Source organism: Bacillus sp. JJ1533, assembly GCF_036965045.1.
GTDB lineage: Bacteria > Bacillota > Bacilli > Bacillales > Bacillaceae_L > Ferdinandcohnia.
Window position 1 is genome coordinate 77,511 of the sequence record NZ_JBALOV010000020.1, and the last position, 25,497, is coordinate 103,007.

At 36.3% G+C, this 25,497-nt stretch carries 31 protein-coding genes and 2 riboswitches; of the genes, 5 read left to right on the top strand and 26 right to left on the bottom strand.

Annotated features, from left to right (window positions below; genetic code table 11):
• Positions 1-81 precede the first annotated feature (81 nt).
• The 13 genes from V7138_RS10150 to V7138_RS10210 all read right to left on the bottom strand — a co-directional run bounded on the left by V7138_RS10150 (position 82) and on the right by V7138_RS10210 (position 12,759).
• A complete protein-coding gene (locus V7138_RS10150; protein WP_335396625.1) occupies positions 82-1,317 on the bottom strand; it encodes a hypothetical protein in 1,236 nt (411 codons plus the stop codon).
• The gene (gene sigX, locus V7138_RS10155) at positions 1,289-1,840 is read right to left on the bottom strand and encodes an RNA polymerase sigma factor SigX (RefSeq protein WP_335396626.1); all 552 of its coding nucleotides are present in this window, start codon (positions 1,838-1,840) and stop codon (positions 1,289-1,291) included. The genes V7138_RS10150 and sigX overlap by 29 nt, the downstream gene beginning before the upstream one ends.
• A 112-nt stretch (positions 1,841-1,952) precedes the next feature.
• A complete protein-coding gene (locus V7138_RS10160) occupies positions 1,953-2,456 on the bottom strand; it encodes an ECF transporter S component (RefSeq protein ID WP_335396628.1) in 504 nt (167 codons plus the stop codon).
• On the bottom strand, positions 2,456-2,881 hold the full coding sequence (locus V7138_RS10165) for a DUF4430 domain-containing protein (RefSeq protein ID WP_335396630.1): 426 nt from the start codon (positions 2,879-2,881) through the stop codon (positions 2,456-2,458). Before V7138_RS10165 ends, V7138_RS10160 begins: the two co-directional genes overlap by 1 nt.
• A gap of 166 nt (positions 2,882-3,047) precedes the next feature.
• A riboswitch (cobalamin riboswitch) is annotated at positions 3,048-3,265 on the bottom strand.
• Positions 3,266-3,361: 96 nt separating this feature from the next.
• The gene (locus tag V7138_RS10170) at positions 3,362-5,146 is read right to left on the bottom strand and encodes an ATP-binding protein (RefSeq protein WP_335396631.1); all 1,785 of its coding nucleotides are present in this window, start codon (positions 5,144-5,146) and stop codon (positions 3,362-3,364) included.
• A complete protein-coding gene (locus V7138_RS10175; protein ID WP_335396633.1) occupies positions 5,143-5,859 on the bottom strand; it encodes a response regulator transcription factor in 717 nt (238 codons plus the stop codon). The genes V7138_RS10170 and V7138_RS10175 overlap by 4 nt, the downstream gene beginning before the upstream one ends.
• 188 nt (positions 5,860-6,047) lie before the next feature.
• On the bottom strand, positions 6,048-7,220 hold the full coding sequence (ccsB, locus tag V7138_RS10180; protein ID WP_335396635.1) for a c-type cytochrome biogenesis protein CcsB: 1,173 nt from the start codon (positions 7,218-7,220) through the stop codon (positions 6,048-6,050).
• 2 nt (positions 7,221-7,222) lie between these two features.
• Positions 7,223-8,887 carry a cytochrome c biogenesis protein ResB gene (locus V7138_RS10185; protein WP_335396636.1) on the bottom strand — a complete coding sequence of 555 codons (1,665 nt, stop codon included), beginning with the start codon at positions 8,885-8,887 and terminating at the stop codon, positions 7,223-7,225.
• Between the two features lie 13 nt (positions 8,888-8,900).
• A complete protein-coding gene (gene resA / locus V7138_RS10190) occupies positions 8,901-9,431 on the bottom strand; it encodes a thiol-disulfide oxidoreductase ResA (protein WP_335396637.1) in 531 nt (176 codons plus the stop codon).
• A 182-nt stretch (positions 9,432-9,613) separates the two neighbouring features.
• A complete protein-coding gene (gene rluB, locus V7138_RS10195; RefSeq protein ID WP_335396639.1) occupies positions 9,614-10,348 on the bottom strand; it encodes a 23S rRNA pseudouridine(2605) synthase RluB in 735 nt (244 codons plus the stop codon).
• A gap of 133 nt (positions 10,349-10,481) precedes the next feature.
• Positions 10,482-11,015 (bottom strand): spore maturation protein, encoded by a 534-nt coding sequence (locus tag V7138_RS10200; RefSeq protein WP_335396641.1) that lies wholly within the window; start codon positions 11,013-11,015, stop codon positions 10,482-10,484.
• Positions 11,012-11,611: a nucleoside recognition domain-containing protein gene (locus V7138_RS10205; RefSeq protein WP_335396642.1), complete on the bottom strand. Its 600-nt coding sequence runs from the start codon at positions 11,609-11,611 to the stop codon at positions 11,012-11,014. The genes V7138_RS10200 and V7138_RS10205 overlap by 4 nt, the downstream gene beginning before the upstream one ends.
• Before the next feature lie 2 nt (positions 11,612-11,613).
• Complete coding sequence (locus V7138_RS10210) at positions 11,614-12,759, bottom strand: D-alanyl-D-alanine carboxypeptidase family protein (RefSeq protein WP_335396644.1); 1,146 nt, start codon at positions 12,757-12,759, stop codon at positions 11,614-11,616.
• Between the two features lie 352 nt (positions 12,760-13,111).
• Between V7138_RS10210 and V7138_RS10215 the strand changes: the two genes are divergently transcribed.
• Positions 13,112-13,252, top strand: a complete 141-nt coding sequence (locus V7138_RS10215) for a hypothetical protein (RefSeq protein ID WP_335396646.1) — start codon at positions 13,112-13,114, stop codon at positions 13,250-13,252.
• Here V7138_RS10215 and V7138_RS10220 read toward each other — a convergent pair.
• Positions 13,249-14,115, bottom strand: a complete 867-nt coding sequence (locus tag V7138_RS10220; RefSeq protein WP_335396648.1) for a superoxide dismutase — start codon at positions 14,113-14,115, stop codon at positions 13,249-13,251. The two genes, V7138_RS10215 and V7138_RS10220, sit on opposite strands and share 4 nt — an antisense overlap.
• Positions 14,116-14,294: 179 nt before the next feature.
• Here V7138_RS10220 and V7138_RS10225 point away from each other — a divergent pair, with 179 nt between their 5' ends.
• Positions 14,295-15,104 (top strand): DUF2935 domain-containing protein, encoded by an 810-nt coding sequence (locus V7138_RS10225; protein ID WP_335396650.1) that lies wholly within the window; start codon positions 14,295-14,297, stop codon positions 15,102-15,104.
• 205 nt (positions 15,105-15,309) lie between these two features.
• On the opposite strand, the gene V7138_RS10230 is transcribed toward V7138_RS10225, so the two are convergent.
• From V7138_RS10230 to V7138_RS10240, 3 genes are all read right to left on the bottom strand, one after another.
• Positions 15,310-15,726 carry a hypothetical protein gene (locus tag V7138_RS10230; RefSeq protein WP_335396652.1) on the bottom strand — a complete coding sequence of 139 codons (417 nt, stop codon included), beginning with the start codon at positions 15,724-15,726 and terminating at the stop codon, positions 15,310-15,312.
• A gap of 73 nt (positions 15,727-15,799) precedes the next feature.
• Positions 15,800-16,390, bottom strand: a complete 591-nt coding sequence (gene scpB, locus V7138_RS10235) for an SMC-Scp complex subunit ScpB (RefSeq protein WP_335396653.1) — start codon at positions 16,388-16,390, stop codon at positions 15,800-15,802.
• A gap of 2 nt (positions 16,391-16,392) precedes the next feature.
• A complete protein-coding gene (locus V7138_RS10240) occupies positions 16,393-17,148 on the bottom strand; it encodes a segregation/condensation protein A (protein WP_335396655.1) in 756 nt (251 codons plus the stop codon).
• 224 nt (positions 17,149-17,372) lie between these two features.
• On the opposite strand from V7138_RS10240, the gene V7138_RS10245 reads away from it, so the two are divergent.
• Entirely contained in the window at positions 17,373-17,462 is a 90-nt protein-coding gene (locus tag V7138_RS10245; RefSeq protein WP_438824338.1) for a YjcZ family sporulation protein, read from the top strand.
• Between the two features lie 126 nt (positions 17,463-17,588).
• Entirely contained in the window at positions 17,589-18,119 is a 531-nt protein-coding gene (locus V7138_RS10250) for a DUF309 domain-containing protein (RefSeq protein ID WP_335396656.1), read from the top strand.
• 13 nt (positions 18,120-18,132) lie between these two features.
• Here V7138_RS10250 and V7138_RS10255 read toward each other — a convergent pair whose 3' ends face one another.
• From V7138_RS10255 to V7138_RS10285, 7 genes are all read right to left on the bottom strand, one after another.
• Entirely contained in the window at positions 18,133-18,510 is a 378-nt protein-coding gene (locus V7138_RS10255) for a GNAT family N-acetyltransferase (protein ID WP_335396657.1), read from the bottom strand.
• A gap of 175 nt (positions 18,511-18,685) precedes the next feature.
• Entirely contained in the window at positions 18,686-19,153 is a 468-nt protein-coding gene (gene ribH / locus V7138_RS10260) for a 6,7-dimethyl-8-ribityllumazine synthase (RefSeq protein WP_335396659.1), read from the bottom strand.
• 38 nt (positions 19,154-19,191) lie between these two features.
• Positions 19,192-20,364 (bottom strand): bifunctional 3,4-dihydroxy-2-butanone-4-phosphate synthase/GTP cyclohydrolase II, encoded by a 1,173-nt coding sequence (locus V7138_RS10265; RefSeq protein WP_335396661.1) that lies wholly within the window; start codon positions 20,362-20,364, stop codon positions 19,192-19,194.
• Between the two features lie 17 nt (positions 20,365-20,381).
• Positions 20,382-21,035 carry a riboflavin synthase gene (gene ribE / locus V7138_RS10270; RefSeq protein WP_335396663.1) on the bottom strand — a complete coding sequence of 218 codons (654 nt, stop codon included), beginning with the start codon at positions 21,033-21,035 and terminating at the stop codon, positions 20,382-20,384.
• Positions 21,036-21,045: 10 nt separating this feature from the next.
• Positions 21,046-22,116 (bottom strand): bifunctional diaminohydroxyphosphoribosylaminopyrimidine deaminase/5-amino-6-(5-phosphoribosylamino)uracil reductase RibD, encoded by a 1,071-nt coding sequence (gene ribD, locus V7138_RS10275; protein ID WP_438824339.1) that lies wholly within the window; start codon positions 22,114-22,116, stop codon positions 21,046-21,048.
• Between the two features lie 203 nt (positions 22,117-22,319).
• Positions 22,320-22,503, bottom strand: a riboswitch (FMN riboswitch).
• A 485-nt stretch (positions 22,504-22,988) separates the two neighbouring features.
• Complete coding sequence (locus V7138_RS10280) at positions 22,989-23,264, bottom strand: hypothetical protein (RefSeq protein ID WP_335396667.1); 276 nt, start codon at positions 23,262-23,264, stop codon at positions 22,989-22,991.
• A 40-nt stretch (positions 23,265-23,304) separates the two neighbouring features.
• Entirely contained in the window at positions 23,305-23,643 is a 339-nt protein-coding gene (locus V7138_RS10285) for a hypothetical protein (RefSeq protein WP_335396669.1), read from the bottom strand.
• Positions 23,644-23,784: 141 nt separating this feature from the next.
• Here V7138_RS10285 and V7138_RS10290 point away from each other — a divergent pair, with 141 nt between their 5' ends.
• A complete protein-coding gene (locus V7138_RS10290; protein ID WP_335396670.1) occupies positions 23,785-24,087 on the top strand; it encodes an XRE family transcriptional regulator in 303 nt (100 codons plus the stop codon).
• 1 nt (position 24,088) lies between these two features.
• Here the strand turns inward: V7138_RS10290 and V7138_RS10295 are convergent, their stop codons facing one another.
• Both V7138_RS10295 and V7138_RS10300 read right to left on the bottom strand, forming a co-directional pair.
• Complete coding sequence (locus V7138_RS10295; RefSeq protein ID WP_335396672.1) at positions 24,089-24,622, bottom strand: hypothetical protein; 534 nt, start codon at positions 24,620-24,622, stop codon at positions 24,089-24,091.
• A gap of 172 nt (positions 24,623-24,794) precedes the next feature.
• Positions 24,795-25,394 carry a hypothetical protein gene (locus V7138_RS10300; protein WP_335396674.1) on the bottom strand — a complete coding sequence of 200 codons (600 nt, stop codon included), beginning with the start codon at positions 25,392-25,394 and terminating at the stop codon, positions 24,795-24,797.
• Positions 25,395-25,497 lie beyond the last annotated feature (103 nt).

The window sequence follows — 25,497 nt, forward strand, 5'->3', positions numbered from 1 at the left end:
TTGAAAAGTTTTCTTAAATTATGTAAAAAAATGCATGTATACTTTTAAAATAAACAAAAAAAGAGACAACAGAGTGTCTCTTTATTGTAATGTTAACGGATTTGGTGCTAGCGGGACCGGTGTCGGTTCGCCAAATCGCACATTTCCAATTTGATCGATATTTCCGTAAAATGTAACGGAATCAAAATTAAATTCCTTAGCCGTCAGCATAATTGCATCTACCATTAAGATATAATTATCCGTATTTTCTAAAACTGCATCATTACTGAAGTGAACCTCTAAATTAGTACCATCCTTATTAATTTCTTTTATTTCAGATATGATAGTAGGATGAAGTGCATACTCACTTTCTTCAAACTTTACTTTCATAACATCCAACGCTTCTTCAATTGTTTTAAAATCATTATATGTTTGAGCCAAAAGTTTATAATTGGATTCCTCACTTACATAGTATAAATAAGCTTTTTTTGTATCTTTTTCGATATCAATATTTTTCTCCAATATACCAGTCTGCCCTACATAAATACCCTGTTGGTTATTTTGAAAAAGTTCCACATGCTGATAATCCTCTGACAGATATCGAAACGAATCAACAGTGATGCTAAAATGACTTGTTTCAGCAGTTGCAAAGGACTCTGTATTAACCGAATTACTTACATCAATCCTAACAGCTTTTGAATTATCTTTTGTTACAATTTCTTCAAAATCCGAAAAATACGATTCTGGAATCTCATCAATTCCTAAATCACTGTGTTCACGAAAGAAATTATTGACTATCGGTACATTCTTTTGCCATTGTTCTACAACATTTTCTCCGTTGGATTCTATTACGACAGAAATAATTGAAGGAAACGAAGCACCACCTAAAAGTACCCCATATGTTAAAAGAACTTGATTATCTTCTATACTATTCACTGCATAGCCCTGGATTGATTTTTCCTCAGAAGAAAAAATACCAACATCATCATCTTGTTTTGGCTCTTCAGGTTCTTGCAAAGCACTAATTGATTCATCTTTTGAAGCTGCTTCTTTTTTCTCCGTATCCATCGCAATCTTTGAATTTTCTTGTGCCATTTCAGCAGAGTCGGAGCTTGAACTGTTCATATTATTCATCAAAGAAGGAGCTAAGATGAATAACAGAAGGGCTGCTGCCACAGATGCAATGGTTGGAACAATCCAAACTTTCTTCTTTCGTTTATTCATTTTAAGGGTTATATTTTGATAAATCTCTTGTGGCTTACGGTTATCTTTTATTGTTGGCATTTGCGATAGCAGCTGCTCTAGGTGTTCATCGTTCCACTCGGATTTTTTCATCATCTACACCCTCCTTTACACCAGATTCTTCCATATAAGTCTTTAAGACTTTAAGGGCTCTATGCTGAGTTGTTTTTACCTTGCTTTCTGTCCAACCTAGAGCTTTAGCAGTCTCAGCAATGGAAAGGGATTGGATATATCGTAATATTAGTACTAGACGTTGATCGGTTGTACAGTGGTCCAAGCAGCGGTACATGATCTGAACTTGCTCATTCTGTAATGCTATTTCTTCTGGAAGTGGAGCAATATCTCTTACTTCTTGTCGATTCCAATCAAAGGAATCCATGATTCTTTGTTTCCAGCCTTTCTGTTTCCGAAATGAATCAATTGCAACATGTCGTGCAATTGAAAATAACCATGTTTTTTCACTGCTCTTCCCTTCGAATCTATCATATGATTTTAAAACTCTTATATAAACTTCCTGAACGAGATCTTCAGCCAGTTCACGATTTTTTACCATATAAAATAAGAAGGAAAAGACATCGTGATGATATTTTTCATATAGTTCCTCAAATAAGGAATCCATTTTGCAAATCCTCCCGTTCATTTCATTAGTCGTATGTTTTGTAAAAAAAGTTACACTCCCAATATAGTATGTTTTCATGAAAAAAGGAAGAATATTTTGGTAATATTCTTCCTTACTTTGCGATTATTACATTTTTTAAGAATAATAGTCTTAAGATTGGATAAAGAATGAGAAAAAATAGTCCATTCCCGATTGCATGACTCATATCAAATGGTAGTCCAGCTATATAATAGGCAAGAAATTTTCCCGAAAACAAATATAATGGCATTGAAATGACGAAGCCATAGAGAAAACCACAGAATACCGCATAGCCAGCAAGCAACACAACTGGAATTCGTTCACGATATTTTTGTAACAAACCGCTAATTAAACCAATTATCCCCCATGCAAAGATTTGGCCAATTGTCCATAATCCCATCCCCATTACAAGATTTGATAATACAGAACTAAAAACGGCAACAACCACACCGTAAACTGGTCCTAGAAATAAGCTTGTAATAATAATAATAGCTGTAGTAGGCTGAACATTCGGTATGAAAGTAAAAACAATCCGTCCTACTACGGACAAGGCGATTAGCATGGATAAAAGCGTTAGTTTTTTTACAGATAAGTTCATTATTCCCACTTATGGAGGTCAAATTCAATCTTATCTTCAGGCTCTAATTTATACTCATTTGCCCCGACCATTGCTTCTTCACCATTTACAGAATAGAACCATGATGTTTTTTCTTCTTCACTACCTGCAACTCCATTTATGCTTGCAATAAATGCACCATCAAATTGTGTTTCGACTTCAAAGTTTTCTTGCATGATCTCCATTACGGTAACTTCTTTTCCTGCTTCAATCTCGATTTCTTTTTCTTCAATAACTTCTTCTCCATTGTTTTTAGAGACCACAACAGTTACAATTTCAGCTTTTTCTTCTTTTTTAACAGTTTCAGACGAGTCATTGTTATTGTTGGATGTATCATTTGTAGGTTGGTCATTACTGCATCCAAATAATAATCCCACTGAAAGTAAAGCAACTAATAATTTTTTCATGTCCTAGTTCCCCTTTGTGTTATATCGTATTTATATATAAGTACTTGAAGCACTTGATACCAAAATAAAAAGCTCACCACAACGGGTGAGCTTTGTTAATAAGTTGAGAAAAACAACAAAAAAGCATGTAGCTGTTTTATTGTTAATTCCCACACCCCGAAGAATTAAAAAACGTTCGAATTAGGCAGGTCTACTGACTTAAGCTTCAACCTACTTTGAGTCCTTCCCATATGATGAACAGCAATTGCCATCCATTCATACAGTGGTTCTTCTCATTTCGTCCACTTTTACAGTTGCGGGGGCAGTTCTGGAGTTACACCAGATTCCCTATTAAGTCTTTGAGAATTTTTATAAATCCTCGACACCTATATATCTGATTTTATTCATTTTTATTAACCTTCTTCATATTACAAGAAGAATTATTATTTTACAAGATTAATGTTTCGTATGAAACAAGAATCTTCGCCACATTTTTTCAATTTATTCACTTTTTCGAGGAATTACAAATGTAAAGGTTGTTCCTTCACCAAGCTTACTATGAACTGATATATTTCCATTATGAGCACCGATAATGTTTTTAACAATGGCAAGTCCTAACCCAGTGCCCGATTTTCCTCTCGTTCTTGCCTTGTCCGCCTTATAGAAACGTTCGAATACAAACGGCAGATCTTCTTCAGGAATACCAGACCCAGTATCCCTAACATCGACTTTTATCGATGTTTCTTGACCTGTCACATGAACCTCCACCTTACCATGTTCATCAGTATGTCTTATCGCGTTATCAATTAAATTAGTAAATACCTGTTCAATCCGATCGCGATCTATTTCAATTTCTCCGATATCTTCTTCTTTTTTCGCAGTTAATGTAATTAAATTTTCTTTAGCTAATCCGTGGAATTTTCGAATCACTCGGTCGATAAATAAATCGAAATCAACATTTTCTTTATCCAAAGTTATATGACCAGACTGCATTCTTGCTATATCTAATAATTCATTAACTAGGCGCCCCATACGTAGTGACTCATCATAGATTACTTTCGTGATTTCTTTTCTCTCTTCTTCAGAACTTGCTATATCATCCATTATTGCTTCACTATAGCCCTGTAACATAGCAATCGGCGTTCTTAACTCATGTGATACATTCGCAATAAAGTCTTCGCGAAGCTTATCTAACCGTCTTTCCTCCGTCATATCACGCAGTACCGCAACGGCGCCCCTAATATATGTCTGATTATAGAGTGGGCTCATTAAAATAACCCATGTTCTTCCTTGAAGGCTTATTTCAATAAACTGTTCCTTTTCAAAGGAAACTGCTCGTTGAAATAAATCCTTTACTTCAGGAGGGAGTTCTTCACCAACATCCTGATACATGCCCTGTTGGTAGTACCAGGCCTGAAGAAAACGTTCCGCGGGTGGGTTTGTAACCAAAATTGTTCCATCCCGATTTAACGTGATAACACCATCTGCCATACTGTTTAAAATACTTGCAAGTTGCTCCTTTTCTTGATTAAGAGCATTCATATTATATTTTAATTGCCTTCCCATTTGATTAAGGGCCAGTCCTAAAGCACCAATTTCATCATGGGTAAGAATCGGAACCTTCGTATCGAATTTACCTTTTGCGACTTCGGTTGCAGCTTCTCTCATTTTACGTAAAGGAGCCGTAATTCTAGTTAATAAGAAAAAGGCAAATACAGTCGTTAGAACTATCCCGATACCTGCCGCTAAGATGATAAATTGCGTGGTATGCTGTGTTGTCTGTTGTACAACATCTAATGATTGGTATAGATATACTGCGCCCTTTTGGTCATCCTCAATATGAAGTGGAGCCCCGACAACAAATAACTCTTGGCCTTGGTTATTCACATTTTCATTTTCAGGAAGGATTATTTTTTTACTTTTGTTTTGGTCATTTGAGATAACAAGTTTAAGGTCCGGATCATCTGTTAATAAAGTTACAGGGATATTTGCAAGTGATTTTCGATCGGGTGATACCCAATATGTGCTTTCATCTGCAACAATAATGACCTTTGTTTCATCATTCACAAGTTCCCACGCAATGTTTCGTGCAACATCCTTATCCTCGTGCTGTTCCATAATGACAGCTATATTTGCTGCTAGTTGGGTTAAATTTCTTTCAGCTTCTTGGATATGATAATTTTCAAAATACTCCATGAATAACACGGATAATACAAATAATACAAAGGAAAACAATAAAAGAATGGTTGCCCATAGTTTTCCTACAACACTTCGCCAAAATTTCATTCCTGGCCGACCTCAAATTTATAACCAACGCCCCAAACAGTGACAATCATTTTGGCTGCATCCTGTGATACCTTATTTAACTTTTCACGCAAGCGTTTTACATGTGTGTCAACCGTACGTAAGTCACCAAAAAATTCGTAGTGCCAAACTTCTTTTAATAACTGCTCACGATCAAATACCTTATCTGGAGATTTTGCTAAGAAGCATAACAATTCATATTCCTTAGGTGTTAAGCCCACTTCTTTGCCATCTGCCGTGACTCGATGTGCATCATTATCAATTGTTAGATGCGGGAATACAATAATATCCTTAGCCGTTGTTTCAGTTTGCAGGTAGGTTGTAAGGGAAGCTCTTCTTAACAATGCTTTTACACGCAGAACAACCTCTCTTGGACTAAAGGGCTTTACGATATAGTCATCCGTTCCAACCTCAAAACCTTGGACACGGTTCACTTCTTCGCCTTTGGCAGTTAACATAATGATTGGAGTTGATTTCTTTTCTCGCAACTCACGACATACTTCAATACCATCTTTTCCGGGCATCATGAGATCCAAAAGGATAAGATCATATTCGTTTTTTAATGCCTTTTCCAAAGCTTCATTTCCATTGTCTGCTTCTTCTATCACATAATTTTCTCTCTCTAAATACATTTTAAGTAGACGACGAATTCTTTCCTCATCATCGACAACTAAAATTTTTGCTTCGTTTTCCATTTTTTTATTCCTCCATTTTCTTTCCGAAAGAATATTTCTTTACATATCTATCGTACATAAAAAATTCATAATTTGCTATAACATAAATCACACTAGTGTTCTATGACAGTGGAAAAGTCAAAATTCTGACACAAACGAAAGTACTTTTATAAGCACAAAGCCTTCATCAACAGATGAAGGCTTGTTTTTTATGCATATGAATGCAATCCTGCAATAACTAAATTAACAAAAATGGTATTGAACATAATGATAAAGAAACCTACTACTGCAAGCCACGCAGATCTTTCACCATGCCAACCTTTGGAAAGCCTTAAGTGTAAGAATGCGGCATAGAAGAGCCATGTAATAAGAGCCCACACTTCTTTTGGATCCCAACCCCAGAAACGTGTCCAGGCAATTTGCGCCCAAATCATAGCAAAAATCAATGCACCTAGTGTGAAAATAGGGAATCCGATTGCAACCGAACGATAACCGATTTCATCTACTAAATCTAAATTTAACCGTCTAGTTAATGGCTGTAATGCTGCACCGATGCGTTTTCGTAAAATTAACCGAAGTAATCCATATAGAATTGAACCTGAAATTATAGACCATAGAACTGTGTTAACTTTTCGAGCACTTAATAAGGCTGGCAATTCAATCCCACTTGAAAACTTACCATCTGTTAATAGTTCACCTTCATTTGGTACAACCAATGCAGGTAATTTATACACCATTTCCGCAGTTGCGCCTTCTTTATCAACCCAAGAAAAGACAGATTCATATTTCATTGCGCCAAAGGCAGTTGTAATTGCGACGAATCCTACAACAACAACTAACACATACATCACAAACTCTAACCAAAATGTACTCTTGCTTCTTACAGACTGATCAACTGTTTTTAATAGATATAAAATACCAGCTACAAAGCTGATAGATAATATTGCTTGACCTAAAGCAGCAGTTGTAACATGGATATGTAACCAGTCACTTTGTAATGCCGGAATTAGAGGAGAGATTTCTCTCGAAAACATACTACCATATGCAATAACTAATAATGCAATAGGTAAAGTGAAAAGGCCTAGTATACTTGTTTTATAAATAAAATAAATGATGATGAATGCCAGGACTAACATCATTCCAAAGAATGTGATAAATTCAAATAAATTACTAACAGGCGCATGTCCAGATGCAATCCATCGTGTTATAAAATAGCCTACCTGTGCAGCAAATCCAATAATGGTGATGATAATCCCTAGATGTGACCAGCGGTTATATCCATTTGCGCTTTTTTTATCTCTTATTGCCCCACCAAAGACAAAGGTTGCCACAAGATAGAGAATAAAAGCAGCATAGAGTAGATTTGAGCTTAATTCAGCCATTATTATCCCTCCTTATTTTCCTTATTTTTCGCATCAACTTGATCGATAGGTTCCGAGATACCCGTGTCTGCAAGAACATATCGTATTTCATTTTTTAAGCCGAACCAGTTTTTATTGGTATGACCCGCAACAATAACCTCGTTATTTTTCCTTTGAATCCAAATACGGCGATGATGCCAGTACGAACCTTGGATAACTCCAATCATGAAAATTGCTCCACCTACAGCTAGAATCCACAATGTAAAATCTCTTCTGACTGTCAATCCAGAGACATTCTTCATTTCTATTCCTGCAAAAGCCATCTTGTATTTATTATCACCCATAGGTTCTATATTTTGTTGAATAGCTACAAAGCTGATTTCTCCTTCAGGTTTATCAGGAGCATACATATTAAACACAAAAGCAGGGTTATTAGGAATCTTTGTTTTAGTTGCCGGTTCACCTTTATCATTAAAGAAGAAATCAGGGAAATAGCTTACCAGCTCGATTGAATATCCATTTCCTAAATCATACTTTTCCTGTGGGTCCCTTAAATTAATCGTGATTGTTCCAAACTCTTCATTCGTTTCTTTGTTAATCATGTTAAAGGACATTGTACTAAACTCGTTTAGTTTATAATCTACCTGGTAGAATGCATAATGATCATGCTTTAATGGCTCATTCACTCGAATTTCATGAGACTTAATCTTTTTTAATTCGGGTTCAACTCCAGGGATAATTTCATCTGTACGTTCATATAACGTCACATCTGTTTGATAGTTTTTAACAACCATACCATTCCCAGCAAGTTCAATAGCTTCATTAAAAACTTCTTTTTCCTTACCTTTTTCATAAACTTCTACGAGGAATTGATCGCTCTCTAAATAATATTTACCATGTGTTCCTGGAACACTTGCAGTTTCACCTTCACGAATCCAGAGTACCTCATCCACGTACATTCCAGGTACAAACCGAAGCATTCCACCGATTAAAAATATAATAAGTCCACAGTGGTTAACATATGGACCCCATCTAGAGAAACGGCCTTTTTCCGCCAGAATATTTCCATTTTCTTCACGAACAGAATAATGTTTTTTTCTTAATTTCTCCTTAACTGCTTCTAAGTCCTTTTCTATATTTTCAACCGTGTTTTTACCGTATACACGCTGTCTTTTTAAGAAACTTTCATGACGTGTAACACCCTGTTTTTTTAATGCCTTATATAATGGTACTACACGGTCAATACTACAAATGATTAAGGAAATACCAAGCATTGCAATTAGAATCATATACCACCAAGAACCATAAAGGTTATGGAAGCCTAATTGATAATATAATCTTCCGGTTATACCATATTCTTGTTCATAGAATTCAGCTGGGTTCATCGCCGGAGGTATGTATAATTCCTGAGGATAAATCGTTCCAAGCGCAGAAGCAACCAAAAGCAGAACGATGATCCAAATCCCCACTTTTACAGATGAAAAGAAATTCCAAATTTTATCAACAATGGTTTTATTATAGGTTTGAGATCGCCTTGCACTACCTTCATACCTCATATCCAGCAATTTTTTATTCTTTTTATCATCCTGACTTGTTATTTCTTCGCTTTGGAGAGGCCTTCCACAGGCCTCACAAAAAATAGTTCCGTGTGGATTCACATGCCCACATTCGCATTTTACATTTTCCATAAAAAATAACTCCCTATGGCTTTATTTGCTCCATATAATCACGTACCATCTTGCTAGTCATCTCACCAGTAATTATCTTAACAACTTTGCCCTCTTTATCAATTAACATAGTAGTTGGCAATGGGTCAATTCCATAGGCATTTAGTAATTGGTTTCCCTTATCAATAGCAACAGGAAATGATAATTCATATTTTTGAATAAAGTTATTTACACTGAATTTCGGTTCACCTACGTTGATGGCGATGACCTCAACCCCTTGATCCTTATATTCCTGATAAAATGTATCAATGTATGGGAATTCACGTTGACACGGCTCACACCATGTTCCCCAAAAGTTTAGGAATACACCTTTTTCTCCTCTATATTCTGATAAATGGTGTTCCTTCCCATTTAAATCTGTTACAACAAAATCTGGTGCCATATCCCCAACTGCTACCTTTTCCTTACTCGTAAAGAAATTGATATACAATGTATAAACGAGTGCAGCGGCGAGAAGTAACAATATAATGGTCCGAATAACTAATCGTCGCTTTTTCTTGTTCATTAGAAATCTCCCTTTATATTAAATATGTACTTTCTTTGCCATTATAGCACTTTATACCATAATGACATTGCTAACATTTTGAAGGTTATGTGACAATTGAGAATTATTATCGAATGGCTTCTTTAGGCACCATTTATCCCTTCTAAAAGAAGTGAAAATGGTTTACTCAAAGAAGCCAACCATTACAAACGATTATCCTTCGTACTTGCTAATGCCCTTAACTGTTTTACCTCATGTGGAAGTAGTTCTCTGAACTCACCAGTATGTAATCCTTGAAGGGTTAAAAATCCAAACCTTTCCCTTTTAAGCTTCATTACTTGATGTCCAATCGCTTCAAACATTCTTTTAACCTGTCTGTTTCTTCCCTCATGTATACTGATTTCGATTATGGAGGTTTGTTTACGCTTGTCCATCGAAATAAGCTTTACTCTAGCAGGAGCAGTCTTTCCATCCTCCAGAATTACACCTCTTTCTAATTGACGAAGCTTTTCCTTTGCTGGAATCCCTTTAATTTTCGCCACATAAACCTTTTCAATCTCGTACTTTGGATGCATTAGAAGATTTGCAAACTCACCATCATTCGTTAATAACAACAATCCAGATGTGTCATAATCCAGTCTTCCTACTGGATAAATCCGTGCTTTAATTTCCGGAAAAAAGTCTGTAACAACCTTTCTGCCTTTATCATCACTCACACTTGAAATGACTGAACGTGGTTTATAAAATAAAAAATAAACAGGCTCTTCCCTTTCAAGTGGAATGCCGCTCACTTCGATTTTATCATTGGAACCTACCTTAATCCCAAGCTCCTTCACAACTTTTCCATTTACTTTAACTTGTCCTGCAACAATGAGTTCCTCAGCTTTTCTTCTTGAAGCCACTCCTGCATGCGCAATTACTTTTTGTAGACGTTCCATCTATGCTCACCCCTTAAACATCTTACTTGTTTCTTAGTATTTGTACAAGATAAAAACATTTAATAGTATGCCCATCCCCCTAACTTCCTAAAAATACACTAAAAAGAAAAACACGCAATGGATGCGTGTTTTTTTATGAACCAAATATGAACGTCACTACAACAATACTTACGATAATCCCTAATAAATCAGCTAATAGGCCGACCTTCAAAGCATCCCCCATTTTTTTTATGCCTACTGCTCCGAAATAGACCGTCAGTACATAAAGAGTGGTATCAGTACTTCCTTGCATAATTGATGCTAATCTACCAATAAAAGAATCAGGTCCATATGTGGCAATTAGATCCGTTGTCATTCCTAAGGCCGCTGTCCCTGACATTGTCCTTATTAAAGCCAAGGGAGCAATTTCCGCGGGGAATCCTACAAATTCTAATGCTGGACGGATTAAATTTATGAAAGCATCCATTGCACCCGATGCTCTAAATATTGATATCGCAACTAACATGCCAATTAAAAAGGGCATGATTGAAAAGGCAATTTTAATTCCTTCCTTTCCACCTTCTACAAATGTTTCATAAGTTGGGATTCGTTTTGCGGTCCCGTATAAGAGTATAAATCCTATAATTCCAGGAATTAGCCAGAGTGACAGAGTATTAATGATATTCATTTATCAACCCTACCCTTCTTCACTCTTCGATAATAAAAATAACGGTCGATTAGTACTGCACCAATTGCCGAAATAATGGTTACAATTAGTGTTGGTCCTACAATTTCAGTTGGATTTGTAGAATCATAAGTCATTCTGATTGCGATTACAGTAGTAGGGACAAGCGTCACACTTGCAGTATTAATGGCTAGAAAAGTAACCATTGAGCGGCTAGCAGAGGTTTTCCCGCCATTTAATACTCTTAGCTGTTCCATCGCTTTGATTCCCATTGGTGTAGCAGCATTGCCAAGCCCAAACATATTTGCAATCATATTTGAAAGCATATAGCCCATAGCAGGGTGGTCGACTGGAACCTCTGGAAATAAGCGACTAACGAGAGGACGAAATAATTTTGAGAGTTTTTCTAACAGGCCAGCTTCTTGAGCAATCCTCATCAGTCCTAACCAGAAAACAAGTACGCTTATTAACCCTATACAAATCGTAACTGCCTCTGAAGCTCCTTTAAAGATTGCCTCATTTACCTCACTAATCGTTCCGTTCACCATCGCAAAAATAATCCCGATAATTGTCATGGCTACCCATATGATATTTACCATCGTTATCTAACCCCTAAAATTACTAAAAAAATACTTCTTAGCGTTTCCCAAAATGTTTCCTTAGGTCTGTCGACACTGCCATTATCAAAGTAAATGGGCATTTCTTCTATTGTCTCATCCCCAAGATTAACGGTTAGAGTTCCTACAATATCAGGGACATTTTCGGGTTTCCGCCACTCTCTCGTATCAGGTTCGAGCAACTGCACATCGAGTTTTACCTTCGTTTTCTCTTCTGCCGTCAATGGGTACACAAAATCATGATCAACAAATACTTTACCTTTGTAAAAACTATTATCCGTTTGCAAGTCGCCTTCTTTGACAATCTTCACTAAATCATATGTTTCAAATGCACTGTTAAACATATTCATATGATCATTCCAGTCATCAGAAGCATTAATCGTAACTGCAATTAAATCAATTCCATCCTTTGATGCCGTTGAAACCAATGTTCGTTTCGCCCGCTTTGTATATCCTGTTTTTCCACCAGTGCTATATGGATAAAGCTTTGTAAGTAACTTGTTTTTATTTCTCCACACACGATCCCATTTTTCTGTTGGGTTTGGTGCACGATGTACCTTTGTACTGGCAATCTCCCTATATTTTTCATTCATCATTGCATATCGCGTTAAAATGGCCATATCATATGCAGACGAATAGTGGTTTTCATGATCATCCAGTCCATGTGGATTTGCAAATTCTGTGTTCCTCATACCAATTTCTGCAGCTTTTTGATTCATTAGAAATACAAAGCCCTCTAGACTGCCACCTACATGCTCGGCAATAGCAACTGCAGAATCATTACCTGAGCGTAACATCAAACCATAAACCAAATCCTCCAGTTTTATTTGCTCGTTCGGCTTTAGGTATAAGGAAGAACCTTCTGCACGTACAGCATTATTACTCACTTTTACCATTTCCTCCAGTTTTCCAGATTCAATGGCGAGAATCGCTGTCATGATTTTTGTAATACTAGCAATTCTCATTCGTTGGTGAGCGTTTTTTTCATACAAAATTCTACCAGACTCTTGCTCTATTAAGATTGCACCTTTTGCACTAACAGAAAGCGCACTCGCTTTTTGAGGAAGGAAGCCTATGAGAATCATAACAATGATGAAAAGTGTAATTAATCTTCTGCGAAAAAATGTCATTCGATCCCCGTCCCTTTTGCTGTTTTGTAAAAGTGTATGCAAAACATGTCCAACTATATGAATAAAATATGTACAAACATTTAAAAGTGCAAGCGCTGAAGGGGAACATCGACTAAATGCTGCCACGTCCTGTGGCAGACGTCGATGTCAGCACATCCTCGAAAATGCTATCCATTTTCTTCGTGCGATGATTATACTGCCGAAGCATTTCTTGTCCTGTGCAAGTCCGACAAGCATAAGATAAGCCGACGAGAAGGATGCAATCTATCCTTCTTGACGGATTAGCTTATGACCTCGAGCTGCTCAAAGCACTAAGGAAGACTTCCTTGCGTAATCCTCGCAGGAACAAGCTATGCTTGTTCAGAAGCTTTTCGCAAGATACTCTCAGAAGCCTTTTCAAGATGAAAACTGGCTAGGCGCTGGAACTAGACACCGAAAAATGATTACAAAAAAACTGACCAATGCGTGGTCAGCAGGAGTCTTTATTCGTTAATATTGTTTCCATTGAAGTTTTGATGCTTCATTAAATCGGTGTTCGACTTCATCCCAATTCACGATATTCCACCAATTTTTCACATAGTCTGCGCGAACATTTTTGTATTGAAGATAATAAGCATGTTCCCAAACATCTAGCACAAGTAGTGGAATCGTATCCCATTGAGTCATGAATTGATGACGTTCAGCTTGGAGAATTTCTAAACGACCAGCTCGTGGTGACCATACCAAAATGGCCCAACCTACACCTTCCACCTTATTAGCAGCTTCACTAAAATGTCTCATAAAGACTTCAAAGCTACCAAAATCCCTATTAATCTGGCGCAGTAATTCACGCCCGGGCATACCACCACCCTTTGGTTTCATAACATTCCAGAAAATCGTATGCAAATAATGACCTGAACCATGAAAAGCAGCTTCTCTTTCCCAATGCTTTAATAAATCATAATCACCGGTGTCACGCGCTTTTTCCATCATTTTCTCAGCCTTGTTTAATCCATCGACATAACTTTTATGATGCTTATCATGATGAAGTCTCATGATTTCTGTTGATATATATGGTTCTAATGCATCATATCCATATGGGAGGGGTGGCAATCTATGCTGCCCTATTCCCACTCTCCTTATTTCTTGGAATTCGTCAGGTTCTGCAAATCGTAAGCCTGTTCTATAAAGGTTCTCTACCTCTTTCTGCAATTCAAGCATACTAGATGGTGATAGTGTTTCACTAACAGATTCAAGAAGTTTGGAGAATTTCGATAGTTTCGTTTGAAACTCCTCATTTCGTTCATTTTTAAATTGTTTTTCCATCTCCAAAAACCATTTCTTCACATCTTCCACATACTTTTCAGGGGTGCCCATCATAATCCTCCCTCAGATTTTATCGTCATTATCGTATGCACTTCACCTATTTTCGTGACTTTTACATTAAGAATTGAAATTTATCATTCACCCTTCTTTCCCTTTTGACATACTGATACTGGAGATAACTTGGCGAATGCCTATAAATTACGCGTGAGGATTACGAGGAGGTATGCAACTTGATTGGCTCATTTCAAGAGGAAGCCGTATTTGAAACTCAGTTTTGGATGCAGGTTTTAGGTGACCATAGTCGGTTTTTACATGATTCCTTGGCACCAAGTGAACAGGAAAGAATTAAAGCAACAGAACAATTTATCACAATTTTTGATCGTTTACTGGAGTCGGCAAGAGAAGCTGTACAGCAAAATCAACTGATCATCCTTATTCAAGAAGGTAGAACTGCTGCAGAACAGCTGCGCAGTTTTAAATTAGATATCATTAAAAACCAATTAGTGGGTAAAGTGAAAATCGGTCTTACTCCTTCATTTATCAATCATATGGTCAATGAATTAGAGGAATGGCAACGGGTTTCGAGCTTTTTAGTAGTAGGTAAAAGTGTCCCTCCAACACATGCACTTCATCATCATCTCATTTGGCTATTAGATGCTGCAGGGCATGCCGGTGGAATTGCATCGAACCTAGACCGAGTAGAAAAAAATCTATTTCAAAAGAGCGAGAAATTTGTAAAGGAGTGGGAGGATTTTTACCTAAAGGCAGTAGAAATGGTTGGTTTCTTACGTACGAGTCAATATGAATTCCCTGCATTAGCCCGATTTAACAATGATGTAGAATTAGAAATGCAGATTTTCAAGGGGTTTTTGGAAGAATTAGAAGAAATGGAATTGAACAAAGAGATTTTAGGTGTCATGACCCCATTAATGGCCGACCATATGGCAAGAGAAGAATGCTATTATTTAATAAAATTAGCGCAAGCCACAAAAGAAATCGATCAACCAAATTGTGACCCAACAAAGCCGCGTGTTCAATAAGAAAAGCGCAAGGCGCGCAGCCTTAGGCGACAAGCATAAGACGGGCGATGACAGAAGGCGCTTCTTGCCTTCCGAAGCGATTGGCTAGACCAGAGAGCTGATGGCGCCTGGAGCTAGACATCAAAAACTACGTAATAAAAGTTTCTAATCTTTGTATAGAAAACCCCAATTGCATAACACATACTCTGCAATTGGGGTTTATTCATTATGTTTGTTCGATAAATTCTAATGGTGATTTGACTTCATAGCTATCTTTGTGATGAAGATGTGTAAGTATTTCTTTTAGTCTATCAAAATTGATACCTTTAAAATGTTCTTCAAATTGGGTTTGATCATTTAGATAGACTCGTTTACGATGACGATACCCAGGATTCTTAAGCAAGCACACAAGAGCAACCAGATCCTTGAAATAAACCTCATTTGAATCTATTTTATAAACGGGGTCTTCAGTAAAAGGAGTAAATGATGTAAATTGTTCATCAAAATAACGTAAATAAAGTACTTGAAATATTCTTTCCTCGCCATCCTCGACAATTGTTACTTCAGATTGGTTAAAAAAGTCCTCAAAAGTATTTTTTAACGTTTTTTCAAGTTCAAATCCACTACATTTTTTAATTATCACATTTTCACCCACTCGCCACAATTTTCCATATCGAATATCTATATATTATCATAGATTACATATCTCAGGTGAATTAATTTGGATCTTCTATGGTCTCTTGAAATCTCTCAAAAAAGAGGTCTGCTTCTTCCTGAATATAGTCTTCGTCTACTTTTTCAGGAAGTGTAGGCAATTCCTCCAATGTCTTTAATCCGAAATATTCCAAAAACTCCTTTGTTGTACCATATAGTATAGCTCTTCCTGTACCTTCAACACGTCCTACCTCTTTAATTAATACTTTTGCCATTAAAGTATGAATTGGTCGTTCTGTCTTCACACCACGAATTTCTTCGATTTCAGCTCTAGTAATCGGCTGACGATAAGCAATGATCGCCAGTGTTTCTAACGCAGCCTGTGATAATGCGGTTGAAGTAGGTGATTCTACTAGCTTTTTCAAATATGTGGCATGTTCTTTTTTGGTTGTTAGTTGAAAGGTCCCCGCAACCTCAACTAGATTTATGCCGCGTCTAGCTTGTTTATATTCATCGTCTAATTCAGTCAATATGTCCACAACAGTACTCTCATTTATTTCTAAAACCATTGCTATTTGTTTTAATGTCAAACCTTCATCTCCGGCTGCAAACAAAAGTCCTTCGACAATGGCTTTCCAATCAATTAAATTCATTACTAAAAATCCCTTTCCATACTTGATATATAGATTTCTGAAAAATTGTTCTGTTGTTCAATGAACACAACATTATTTTTCATTAATTCAAGAAGCGCAAGGAATGTGACAACAATATGGTTTTTATCATGGTATGGAAAAAGTTCTGTGAATTTCTTTTTCCCACGGTACCCTTTTAATTCATTAACAATCTCTGCCATCCTCTTTTCGATGGGTATTTCTTGTCTTGTAATTCTTGTTGATAACGGTCGCTGCAATTTTTTGCGACGCATAAGCTTTTGAAACGCTCCAAGCATGTCATAGATATTGACATCTAATGAATGATCAATGGTCACATCCTTTGTAAATTCACTTAAATCACTAGGAGGCTTTGTATACAACTGGGATCGTTCTTCTTCCAAATGTTTTAAATCTTCCGCAGCATTCTTATATTTGCGGTATTCAATCAGACGGTTCATTAGTTCTTCGCGCGGGTCCTCTTCATATTCAAATTCAGAGTCACCTTCAATCAGTTCTTCTTCTTGTTTTGGAAGCAACATTTTACTTTTAATGGCTAAAAGTGTCGCTGCCATAACAAGATATTCGCTCGCGATATCTAATTGCAAATCCTTCATTGCATGAATATACATCAAGTATTGTTCTGTAATTTCTGCAACTGGTATGTCATAAATATCAATTTCTAATCGATTAATTAAATGTAAAAGAAGGTCTAATGGACCTTCAAAAGAGTCAATTTTAACGCTGTAATGTAAATCCACGCTCATCTCACCTAAAAATACCCTTCATGACAAATTCATATTCTTTTATTTTAACACAATTATTAGTATAGAACATAATGAACCTTCAAGCCATAAGTGGATTTTGCATATTTGTCCCAGCTATTTTTCAAAAAAAAATTGTTTGTAGGGACATCCGCCCACACAGGAAGTAGGTAAAGTCATACTATAACTGTGTAAACAAGAAAATTAAGGAGGTATTTTACATGAGTGCAGGATACGGCTTCGGAGGCGGATTTGCCTTAATCGTAGTATTGTTTATTCTTTTAATTATCGTTGGTGCTGCTTGGTTTTAATTAACAAACTCAATTTGACAATAAAGTGTTCGGCAATGTGCTGAACACTTTATTTTTTCCATGTTATGGGTATGGTAATTATGTTAAACTACATTTACATAGTGTTAAAAGGATGTGTGATCCCCTTTGTATCCACAAGCATTAATTAAATACTTAATTTATTTTCATTGTGACCGCGACTATTTTGAATGTCACGAAGTATTAGAAGATCATTGGAAAGAAGATCCCGTACATGAAAGGAAGCTATATTGGGTAGGGTTAATTCAAATTGCTGTATCACTTTACCACTATCGCCGTAAAAATACAGCAGGAGCAAGTAAAATGATGAAAAGTGCTCTTACGATTTGTAAAAAGCAAAGATTTGAATTAAGTCAATTAGGTTTTCACGTGGACGAACTAATTGAACTATTACAAAAGAAACTTCATGATATTGATAATGGTACACCTTATGAAAGTATAAATTTACCACTTACAGATAAAACTCTACTTTCAACCTGTATTTCTAAGGCTACGCAATCCGGGAAATCATGGGGGAAGACTAGTGACTTATCAAACGAGAAATTAATTCATAAACATACAATACGGGATAGAAGTGAGACAATTGCCGAACGGCAAAAACAATTGCTGTTAAAACAAAAATTGCGAAACAAAGAATAATAAAAGGACAGTCTTATGACTGTCCTTCCTCACATGTTTCATCCTCTGAGAAATCACATTTCTCAAAAAATGCTGCTGTATGTTCATTTGGTCGTAATTCACGATCTGGGAAATGCTCTTTAAGTGCCTTCACCATCTTTTTACCGATGCCTTGGTACCGATGGGATGGATTCACACAGATATGTTGAATTTCTACAAGATTTCCGTCATGGATTGTTGTTCCGATAATTCCTACAATATCTTCTTCTTTCCATAAGAATAGCTGCTGTGTGTCATCTTCATCATATTGTTTCATCGTTGCTTGCAGGTTCTTTAGGTCCTTTTCAGTCGGCATAAATGAAAGAAGCCCCATTGCGATTTTCTCATAATTCTTTTTATAACGAATTAACATATAAATCCCTCATTATCGAAAAGCTTTCCAAATAGTATACCCTTTACTACTTTTGGACTAACCCTAATTTAATTAAGAGTACCATTATCCGTGTTATTTTTCCATAGTCTTTTTGGAATACCCTTAAATTTAAATTATATCCAAAACTTTCCAATCCAATACAAACTCACGTGAATTATTCAAATGAACGTGCTAAATTCGCCATTTCTATTGCAGATACAGCAGAATCCCAGCCCTTATTTCCTGCTTTTGTTCCCGCTCTTTCAATTGCTTGTTCAATTGTATCAGTTGTTAAAACCCCAAACATGACAGGTTTTCCAGACGCGAGTGACGTGGAAGCCAATCCTTTTGCTACTTCATTACAAACAAAATCATAGTGGGAAGTGGAGCCTCTAATAACAGTACCTAAAGCTATAACAGCGTCATATTTGCTTGATTCAGCCATTTTTTTAGCAATCAAAGGGATTTCAAACGCACCTGGTACCCATGCAATTTCAACATCCTCATCTGCTACCCCATGTCTTTTAAGTCCATCAAGTGCGCCGGTTAATAACTTCGCTGTGATAAACTCATTAAAACGTGCAACTACAATCCCTACTCTTAAACCTGTTCCAACTAAATGTCCTTCATAAATTTTATTCATCATTAGCCTCCTGTGTTATCAGTTATGTTTTTTATTTATTAAAAATGAATGATCTGCCCTATTTTACTATTGTTACTAATTTTTCCTTCTAATTGAATTGGAATTGTATCGACTACCTCTAAATTATATCCCTCAAGACCAGTGATTTTTCGTGGGTTATTCGTTAATAGTTTCATTTTCTTAATTCCCAGATCTCTGAGGATTTGAGCACCAATACCATAATCCCTTAATTCCGGTAAAACTCCATGTTTCTCATTCATTCCGTTGGTTTCTTCACCTTCCACTTGGAGTTTATAGGTACGCATTTTATTTATTAGACCAGTCCCTCTACTTTCTTGACGCATATATAAGAGTACGCCTGAGCCTGCTTTCTCTATTTGACGTAAAGCACCGTGGAGCTGTGAACCGCATTCGCATTGCTTTGAACTAAATACATCTCCCGTTAAGCATTCAGAATGTACCCTCACCAATGTAGGTTCTGTTTCACTAATATCACCTTTAACAAGTGCAACATGTTCTTTTCCATCAATAAGACTGGAGTATCCAATTACTTTCAAATCTCCATACTCAGTTGGTAATGAAACTTCCACTTCTCTTTTTACCAGCTTTTCCTTCTGATTTCGATAACGGATTAAGTCTTCTATCGTTATCATTTTTAGGTTGAATTCGTCTGCAATCTTACGCAAATCATGAACTCTCGCCATGGTTCCGTCTTCCTTAACAATTTCACAGATTACCCCAGCTGGTTCTGATCCACAAAGAGCAGCTAAGTCCACTGCAGCTTCTGTATGACCTGCCCTACGTAGCACTCCGCCTTCCTTTGCAATTAAAGGAAAAACATGACCAGGTCTTTTAAAGTCTGAAGCCTTTGATTCTGGGTTGAGAAGTTCAAGGATAGTTGTTGAACGTTCAACAGCACTTATACCTGTAGTGGTGGTTTTGTGATCGATACTGACTGTAAAAGCTGTTCCATGTGGGTCCGTATTATGGGCTACCATTGGTTCTAGATTTAATTTTTTTGCTAACGACTTCGTAATAGGTGTGCAAACGAGTCCACGCCCATGTGTAATCATAAAGTTGATGACCTCTGGTGTCGCTTTGTCTGCAATTGCAATAAAGTCTCCTTCATTTTCACGATTTTCATCATCACATACAATGATTACTTTTCCCTGCTTTAAGTCGGCAAGTGCATCTTCAATTAGATCAAACATTGTTGTCCCCCCTTTTCTTATTTAAAACCGTGCTCTTCTAAAAAGCTTGCCGTAATTTTTGATTTTGGGTTGTCGTTTACTAAGGTTCGTTGCATGAACTGACTTACATACTTGCCAAGCATGTCACACTCTATATTTACAATGTCCCCTACACCTTTTTTACGTAAAATTGTCTCCGATAAGGTATGAGGGATCAACGAAAGAGTAAATGTATTCTTCGTAAGTCCAAATATGGTTAAGCTTGTCCCGTCTACTGCAACAGAACCTTTATAAATTATAAACTGAACAAGCTCTTCTGGGATTTCAATTTCATAATAGACGGCATTTCCCTTGGGTTCCTTCCGAACTATTTTCCCAATACCGTCGACATGGCCTGAAACGATATGACCTCCGAAGCGGCCGCCTGCTGACATGGCTCTTTCTAGATTGACGGCAGATGCTAGCTGTAACTCACGTAACGAAGTTGATTTAACTGTTTCCGGCATCACATCAACAGTGAAACCATCGGATGTAAATTCTGTAACGGTTAGGCACACTCCATTAACCGAAATACTATCGCCCAAGTTTACATCTTCGAGAATCTTTTTAGCTTGGATCACCATTTCAACGGAATCCTGTGATCCATTTATTGCTTTTATTTTCCCGATTTCTTCTACAATTCCTGTAAACATTTTTTCACCTCTATCTCGGTTCTGCTACGATTTTTACGTCTTCTCCGATCTGTTCCACAGATTTGATAGTTAATTGTAAGGCATTATCGATGGACTCAATTCCAGTACCACCAATGGACGTTGGCGCCTGTTTCCCACCGACTAATTTGGGTGCAAGGTAGATAATGACTTGGTTAATCGCCCTTTCCTTCAAAAAGCTCCCATTTACTTCTGCTCCACCTTCTACATAAATGGAGGAAATGCCTTCTTCGCCTAAAACTGTAAGCACGGTGTTGATTGATAATTCAGACTCCTGCAATTGAATAACTCGAACACCGTTTTTACCAGAGAATTCGTTCATTTTCTCCTCGCTTACTTGATTTGTAACGATAATCCATGTCTCTGCCTTACCGTCATTAACGACTTGTGAATCAAGGGGCGTTCTTAGGGATGAATCCAAGATAATCCGAATCGGATTTTTACCTGTGCCGTTTGGAAGCCTTGTTGTTAAACTTGGATTATCTGCAAGTACAGTATTAACACCGACAAGAATAGCATCATGGATACTTCTATATAGATGTACATCATTTCTTGCTTCTTCACCGGTTATCCATTTACTTTCACCAGTTACAGTGGCAATTTTCCCATCGAGAGTTGTTGCAGATTTCAAGGTAACATAAGGAATCTTTTTATCTAAAAAATGATAAAAAACCGAGTTTAAACCATCTGCTTGTTCCTTGCATACCCCAACCTCAACTTCAATTCCAGCTGCTTGTAATTTGGCGATGCCTTTTCCGGCAACCAGTGGATTTGGATCAGTCGTTGCAATGACTACCCTTTTCACATTACTATTTACTAAAAGGTCCGCACATGGTGGTGTTTTTCCATGATGGCTACAAGGCTCCAACGTTACATAAACCGTTGCATCTTTGGCATTTTCACCAGCCATCTGTATCGCATGGACCTCAGCATGTGGTTCACCTGCTTTTAGGTGTGCACCAATACCAACTACTCGACCTTCGTTTACGACAACTGCTCCCACTACTGGGTTTGGTGTAGTTTGACCCACACCAGCCTTTGCTACATTTATCGCTAAATTCATATAGTCTTGATCTCTCACCTTATTTACACTCCTTTCTCTTTATCATGTACTAATAACGGGGGTTTTTATCTTTGTTTCCAAAACAAAAAGACCACAGAAATCAATCCGGGGTCTACGTCGATGTTATTCAAGTAACTAAATATGTAGTTTTGTCCAACACAAATAAAAGGTATTATGGACAAATTTTCTTCACATACCGTACTAACATCCTTCTCCCATCCAGACTTTAACTGTCGGCCTTGGATTCTCACCAAAGTCCACCATTTTAAATGAAAACTCATGGCATATAGCCTATTAACATGAATGCTAATATTAAAATGGGTCACGGGCTTAGAACATTTGTTCATCACCGTCGGTAAGGAATTTCACCTAACCCCGAAGGAAANNGATTTACTTTAATATCCTCTCGTACCCGAAAGTGCTTTATAATAGGCATTTATAGGACTTCTTGAATTTTATTAATATCCTGCAATATCCTTTAAAATCCTATTTGGTAGGGTAATTTCCTACCAAAATCCTACCACTCCCTACCAAAGCTTGTACCAACGAATGTAAAAACTATATCATTGTAATATTTATAAATCAAGTAATAAATCTTCACTTCAAGATAATTTCAAATAAAACGCACACCCCCTCAGAAGTGTTTACGATTCGATACAGTGGTCTTTATCCTTAAATTAACCTACTAGACCAATTACACTTAAACTATATTTAAACGCTCAAATTTAATCATTAGGCATTAAATACGATGAGTTAGATGTATCTTTGTATTGTGCCTTGACTAAAAAACAAAAATTTCGTAAAATGAACGTGTGTTCGTATTCTTTGGAGTGAAGCTGCGGGAACAGTTCCACTCCATTTTCATTTTTGAATTAACTAACTAATCTATACTCACAGATGTAATTTTCTTCTTCGCCCCACTCATCGAAAATTGTTTCAGTGTACCATTGAACCACACCATCAGAAGTAAGTATCTTTCCTTCAAAAACGTAACCACAACCTGCTACTAAATCATGTAATTCCTCAAGGGTAGTAAGTCTGTATGTATCATCAATTCTAGCTTCATTTTCATTATCTGTAAGATCCCAACTACCTTTTACATCCATAAACGAAAATACTTTTTTTACATTTTCTCGAGTTAAATTCATTTATATTCCTCTCCCTTATCGGGGGACTAAGCCCCACGCTTTATTTGTTTTTTATTAACTTAACAAAATAATCGAACTCAACTGATTCAAAGGTATCGTGATACTTTGTAAGGAACGTAAAGAAGTCTAGATTCTTCATGAAGTCTACCATTTTTTTAATTGTTTCTTCAGCTTCATCTTCCGGCACACCCTTACCAAAAAACAATGTTCCAGATGTTTTAACGTAACCATTTTCAACAGGCTCAACCTTTGCAAACTCTAACCATCCTGAATCAACGTACATTACATGATTATTATCAATGAGATAGCCTAGTTTTTGTTTAATTGCATTCTGAAAATTTTCGTCTTCATACTCAAGTAGTACTGTCACTTTTTCCAAGTCATCACCCCCTTAACACTTCAAGTTTAACTTGTTAAGTTAAATATAATTCATTCTATTTCTATTGTCAACAAGTTAAACTAAAAAAGTTTTACATTTTAAGTTAAATAAAATATACTAATACTCAAGGGAGGGAAATTCATGGCAGAAAAGAAACGAGAAACTAAAACAATGATTGAAGCTGGTTTTATTTCTAAGTTAGGGGAGACATTGAAGGAACTTGACGACACTACTAGAAATGCGCTTGCAGTCGAAGCAAAGATAAGACCGTTGACGATTAATGAAATTGTTAATGGTGAGGTAAAACAGATCAATCTAAGGACGCTTGGCGATATTATTGAAACGCTGAATAGGATTGCTCATGAAAAGGGAATACAAAAGAAATACAATGTAACTGACATCTTCGAATATTATTATAAAAACAAAGAAGACTCCCAAGATTAACTCAGGAGTCTTTTTTCTTATTCTTGTACTTTTTCAATTCCAAGTCTTTCTTAATTGATTCCATCACATCTTCTATTCTTTTTTCTTGATTCGGAAGTTCTTGATTAAACATTTTACTCAAGGTATTTTCAAAAAATAACCTAAACAATTGTTCATTGTGGTCAAACCCTGTTTCGGTTAAAAATTCTTGATATTGTTTCTGGACAAAACGTTCATTTATTCCATTAAAAAATCGACCTATATATTTTTTCTCAGTTTCTTCATAACTACTTCCTTTCGGCGCTGGAAAGGTATTTGTAACATATCCGATACTAGTTTCCAAATAAACTCTTCTTTTATCCTTCCATGCTTTACGATCTTCATCATAGTACCTTTCAATCAACTCTGTTTTCCTTTTCAAATCAAACTTACTTGCTTTTCTTAATATCTGCTTATCAGATTTATTAGGTAGTAAAGAAAGTAACTTCTCCCATTCCATTGTTTCAAAATTTTCCTTTAATAATTTTTCCTCTTTCTTATTCCAATAGTTTGACATAAATGATTCCTCCATAGTATTCCTAGGAAACAATTTAACCAAACTCCGGATTCTTATACCAAAAATCTATAAAAATATTGACTTAAATAAATTATATTAATATAAATCTATTTATTGAATAAATTATATTAATACTAAAAAGACGACTTAAAATAATTTGAGTGGTCATAATTCAATTTTCATTATCCTTTTCATCATGTAACTCTAAAATACTTTTAAAAAAACTTATCAAGACTTCTTTTGGAAATTCTAAATCTCCAACAAAACTAAAATCTTCTCTTTCTTCCCATGTGTAATTGTCGAACTTCCCAGTTTTTTCAATATTGTTAGTTTTATTATCATCTCTTGTAACCTTTTTTTTCAATGATACTTTTATCGCATAGGGGTTTTCATTTGCTTGTTCTATCTTATTTAAATCCCAATATTCATCATTTTGAATAGTAATGCCTAGACTATTTGCTTTCCTTCTAATTGCATCATTACTTTTGTGCGGTAGATATTTTTTTACTTCATAAATTCCACCTTTAGGATAATGCACTTGGAGGATTTCAAATTCTTCTTTCGTCCACAAATCACTTCTCGCTGCTAGTGATTTCTTGAGACGGTATTCTTTAATAAACAACTTGTCCTTTTTTAATTTGAGATTTTTAGCCTTTTTATTTATCTGTTTATCTGTTTTATTTGGGAATAATTCGCACAATTCTTCTATTGTTTTAATAGGGTAGACTTTATTTAATAGTTCAACTTCTTCATCAGACCATATTCTGTTCAAGAATACCATCTCCAAATTTTTAGTGGTACTTCAAAAGACAGAAGTTAAAGAACCTCTGCCTCAGCAATTTCTAATAAAGTTTTTAAAATATTCATTAATATAT

Bases quoted from the DNA above. Each gene is read 5' to 3' on its own strand.
- ribE (WP_335396663.1), bottom strand. From the start codon at position 21,035: ATGTTTACAGGAATTGTAGAAGAAATCGGGAAAATAAAAGCAATAAAT.
- resA (WP_335396637.1), bottom strand. From the start codon at position 9,431: ATGAACAAGAAAAAGCGACGATTAGTTATTCGGACCATTATATTGTTA.
- V7138_RS10290 (WP_335396670.1), top strand. From the start codon at position 23,785: ATGGCAGAAAAGAAACGAGAAACTAAAACAATGATTGAAGCTGGTTTT.
- V7138_RS10170 (WP_335396631.1), bottom strand. From the start codon at position 5,146: ATGAAATTTTGGCGAAGTGTTGTAGGAAAACTATGGGCAACCATTCTT.
- V7138_RS10205 (WP_335396642.1), bottom strand. From the start codon at position 11,611: ATGGTAAATATCATATGGGTAGCCATGACAATTATCGGGATTATTTTT.
- V7138_RS10220 (WP_335396648.1), bottom strand. From the start codon at position 14,115: ATGGGCACCCCTGAAAAGTATGTGGAAGATGTGAAGAAATGGTTTTTG.
- V7138_RS10160 (WP_335396628.1), bottom strand. From the start codon at position 2,456: ATGAACTTATCTGTAAAAAAACTAACGCTTTTATCCATGCTAATCGCC.
- V7138_RS10265 (WP_335396661.1), bottom strand. From the start codon at position 20,364: ATGTTTGATCTAATTGAAGATGCACTTGCCGACTTAAAGCAGGGAAAA.
- rluB (WP_335396639.1), bottom strand. From the start codon at position 10,348: ATGGAACGTCTACAAAAAGTAATTGCGCATGCAGGAGTGGCTTCAAGA.
- ribD (WP_438824339.1), bottom strand. From the start codon at position 22,116: ATGAATTTAGCGATAAATGTAGCAAAGGCTGGTGTGGGTCAAACTACA.
- ribH (WP_335396659.1), bottom strand. From the start codon at position 19,153: ATGAATAAAATTTATGAAGGACATTTAGTTGGAACAGGTTTAAGAGTA.
- V7138_RS10280 (WP_335396667.1), bottom strand. From the start codon at position 23,264: ATGAATTTAACTCGAGAAAATGTAAAAAAAGTATTTTCGTTTATGGAT.
- scpB (WP_335396653.1), bottom strand. From the start codon at position 16,390: ATGAATTTAATTGATTGGAAAGCCATTGTCGAAGGACTTTTGTTTGCA.
- ccsB (WP_335396635.1), bottom strand. From the start codon at position 7,220: ATGGCTGAATTAAGCTCAAATCTACTCTATGCTGCTTTTATTCTCTAT.
- V7138_RS10185 (WP_335396636.1), bottom strand. From the start codon at position 8,887: ATGGAAAATGTAAAATGCGAATGTGGGCATGTGAATCCACACGGAACT.
- V7138_RS10150 (WP_335396625.1), bottom strand. From the start codon at position 1,317: ATGATGAAAAAATCCGAGTGGAACGATGAACACCTAGAGCAGCTGCTA.
- V7138_RS10245 (WP_438824338.1), top strand. From the start codon at position 17,373: ATGAGTGCAGGATACGGCTTCGGAGGCGGATTTGCCTTAATCGTAGTA.
- V7138_RS10175 (WP_335396633.1), bottom strand. From the start codon at position 5,859: ATGGAAAACGAAGCAAAAATTTTAGTTGTCGATGATGAGGAAAGAATT.
- sigX (WP_335396626.1), bottom strand. From the start codon at position 1,840: ATGGATTCCTTATTTGAGGAACTATATGAAAAATATCATCACGATGTC.
- V7138_RS10200 (WP_335396641.1), bottom strand. From the start codon at position 11,015: ATGAATATCATTAATACTCTGTCACTCTGGCTAATTCCTGGAATTATA.
- V7138_RS10255 (WP_335396657.1), bottom strand. From the start codon at position 18,510: ATGTTAATTCGTTATAAAAAGAATTATGAGAAAATCGCAATGGGGCTT.
- V7138_RS10295 (WP_335396672.1), bottom strand. From the start codon at position 24,622: ATGTCAAACTATTGGAATAAGAAAGAGGAAAAATTATTAAAGGAAAAT.
- V7138_RS10165 (WP_335396630.1), bottom strand. From the start codon at position 2,881: ATGAAAAAATTATTAGTTGCTTTACTTTCAGTGGGATTATTATTTGGA.
- V7138_RS10210 (WP_335396644.1), bottom strand. From the start codon at position 12,759: ATGACATTTTTTCGCAGAAGATTAATTACACTTTTCATCATTGTTATG.
- V7138_RS10215 (WP_335396646.1), top strand. From the start codon at position 13,112: ATGCTTGTTCAGAAGCTTTTCGCAAGATACTCTCAGAAGCCTTTTCAA.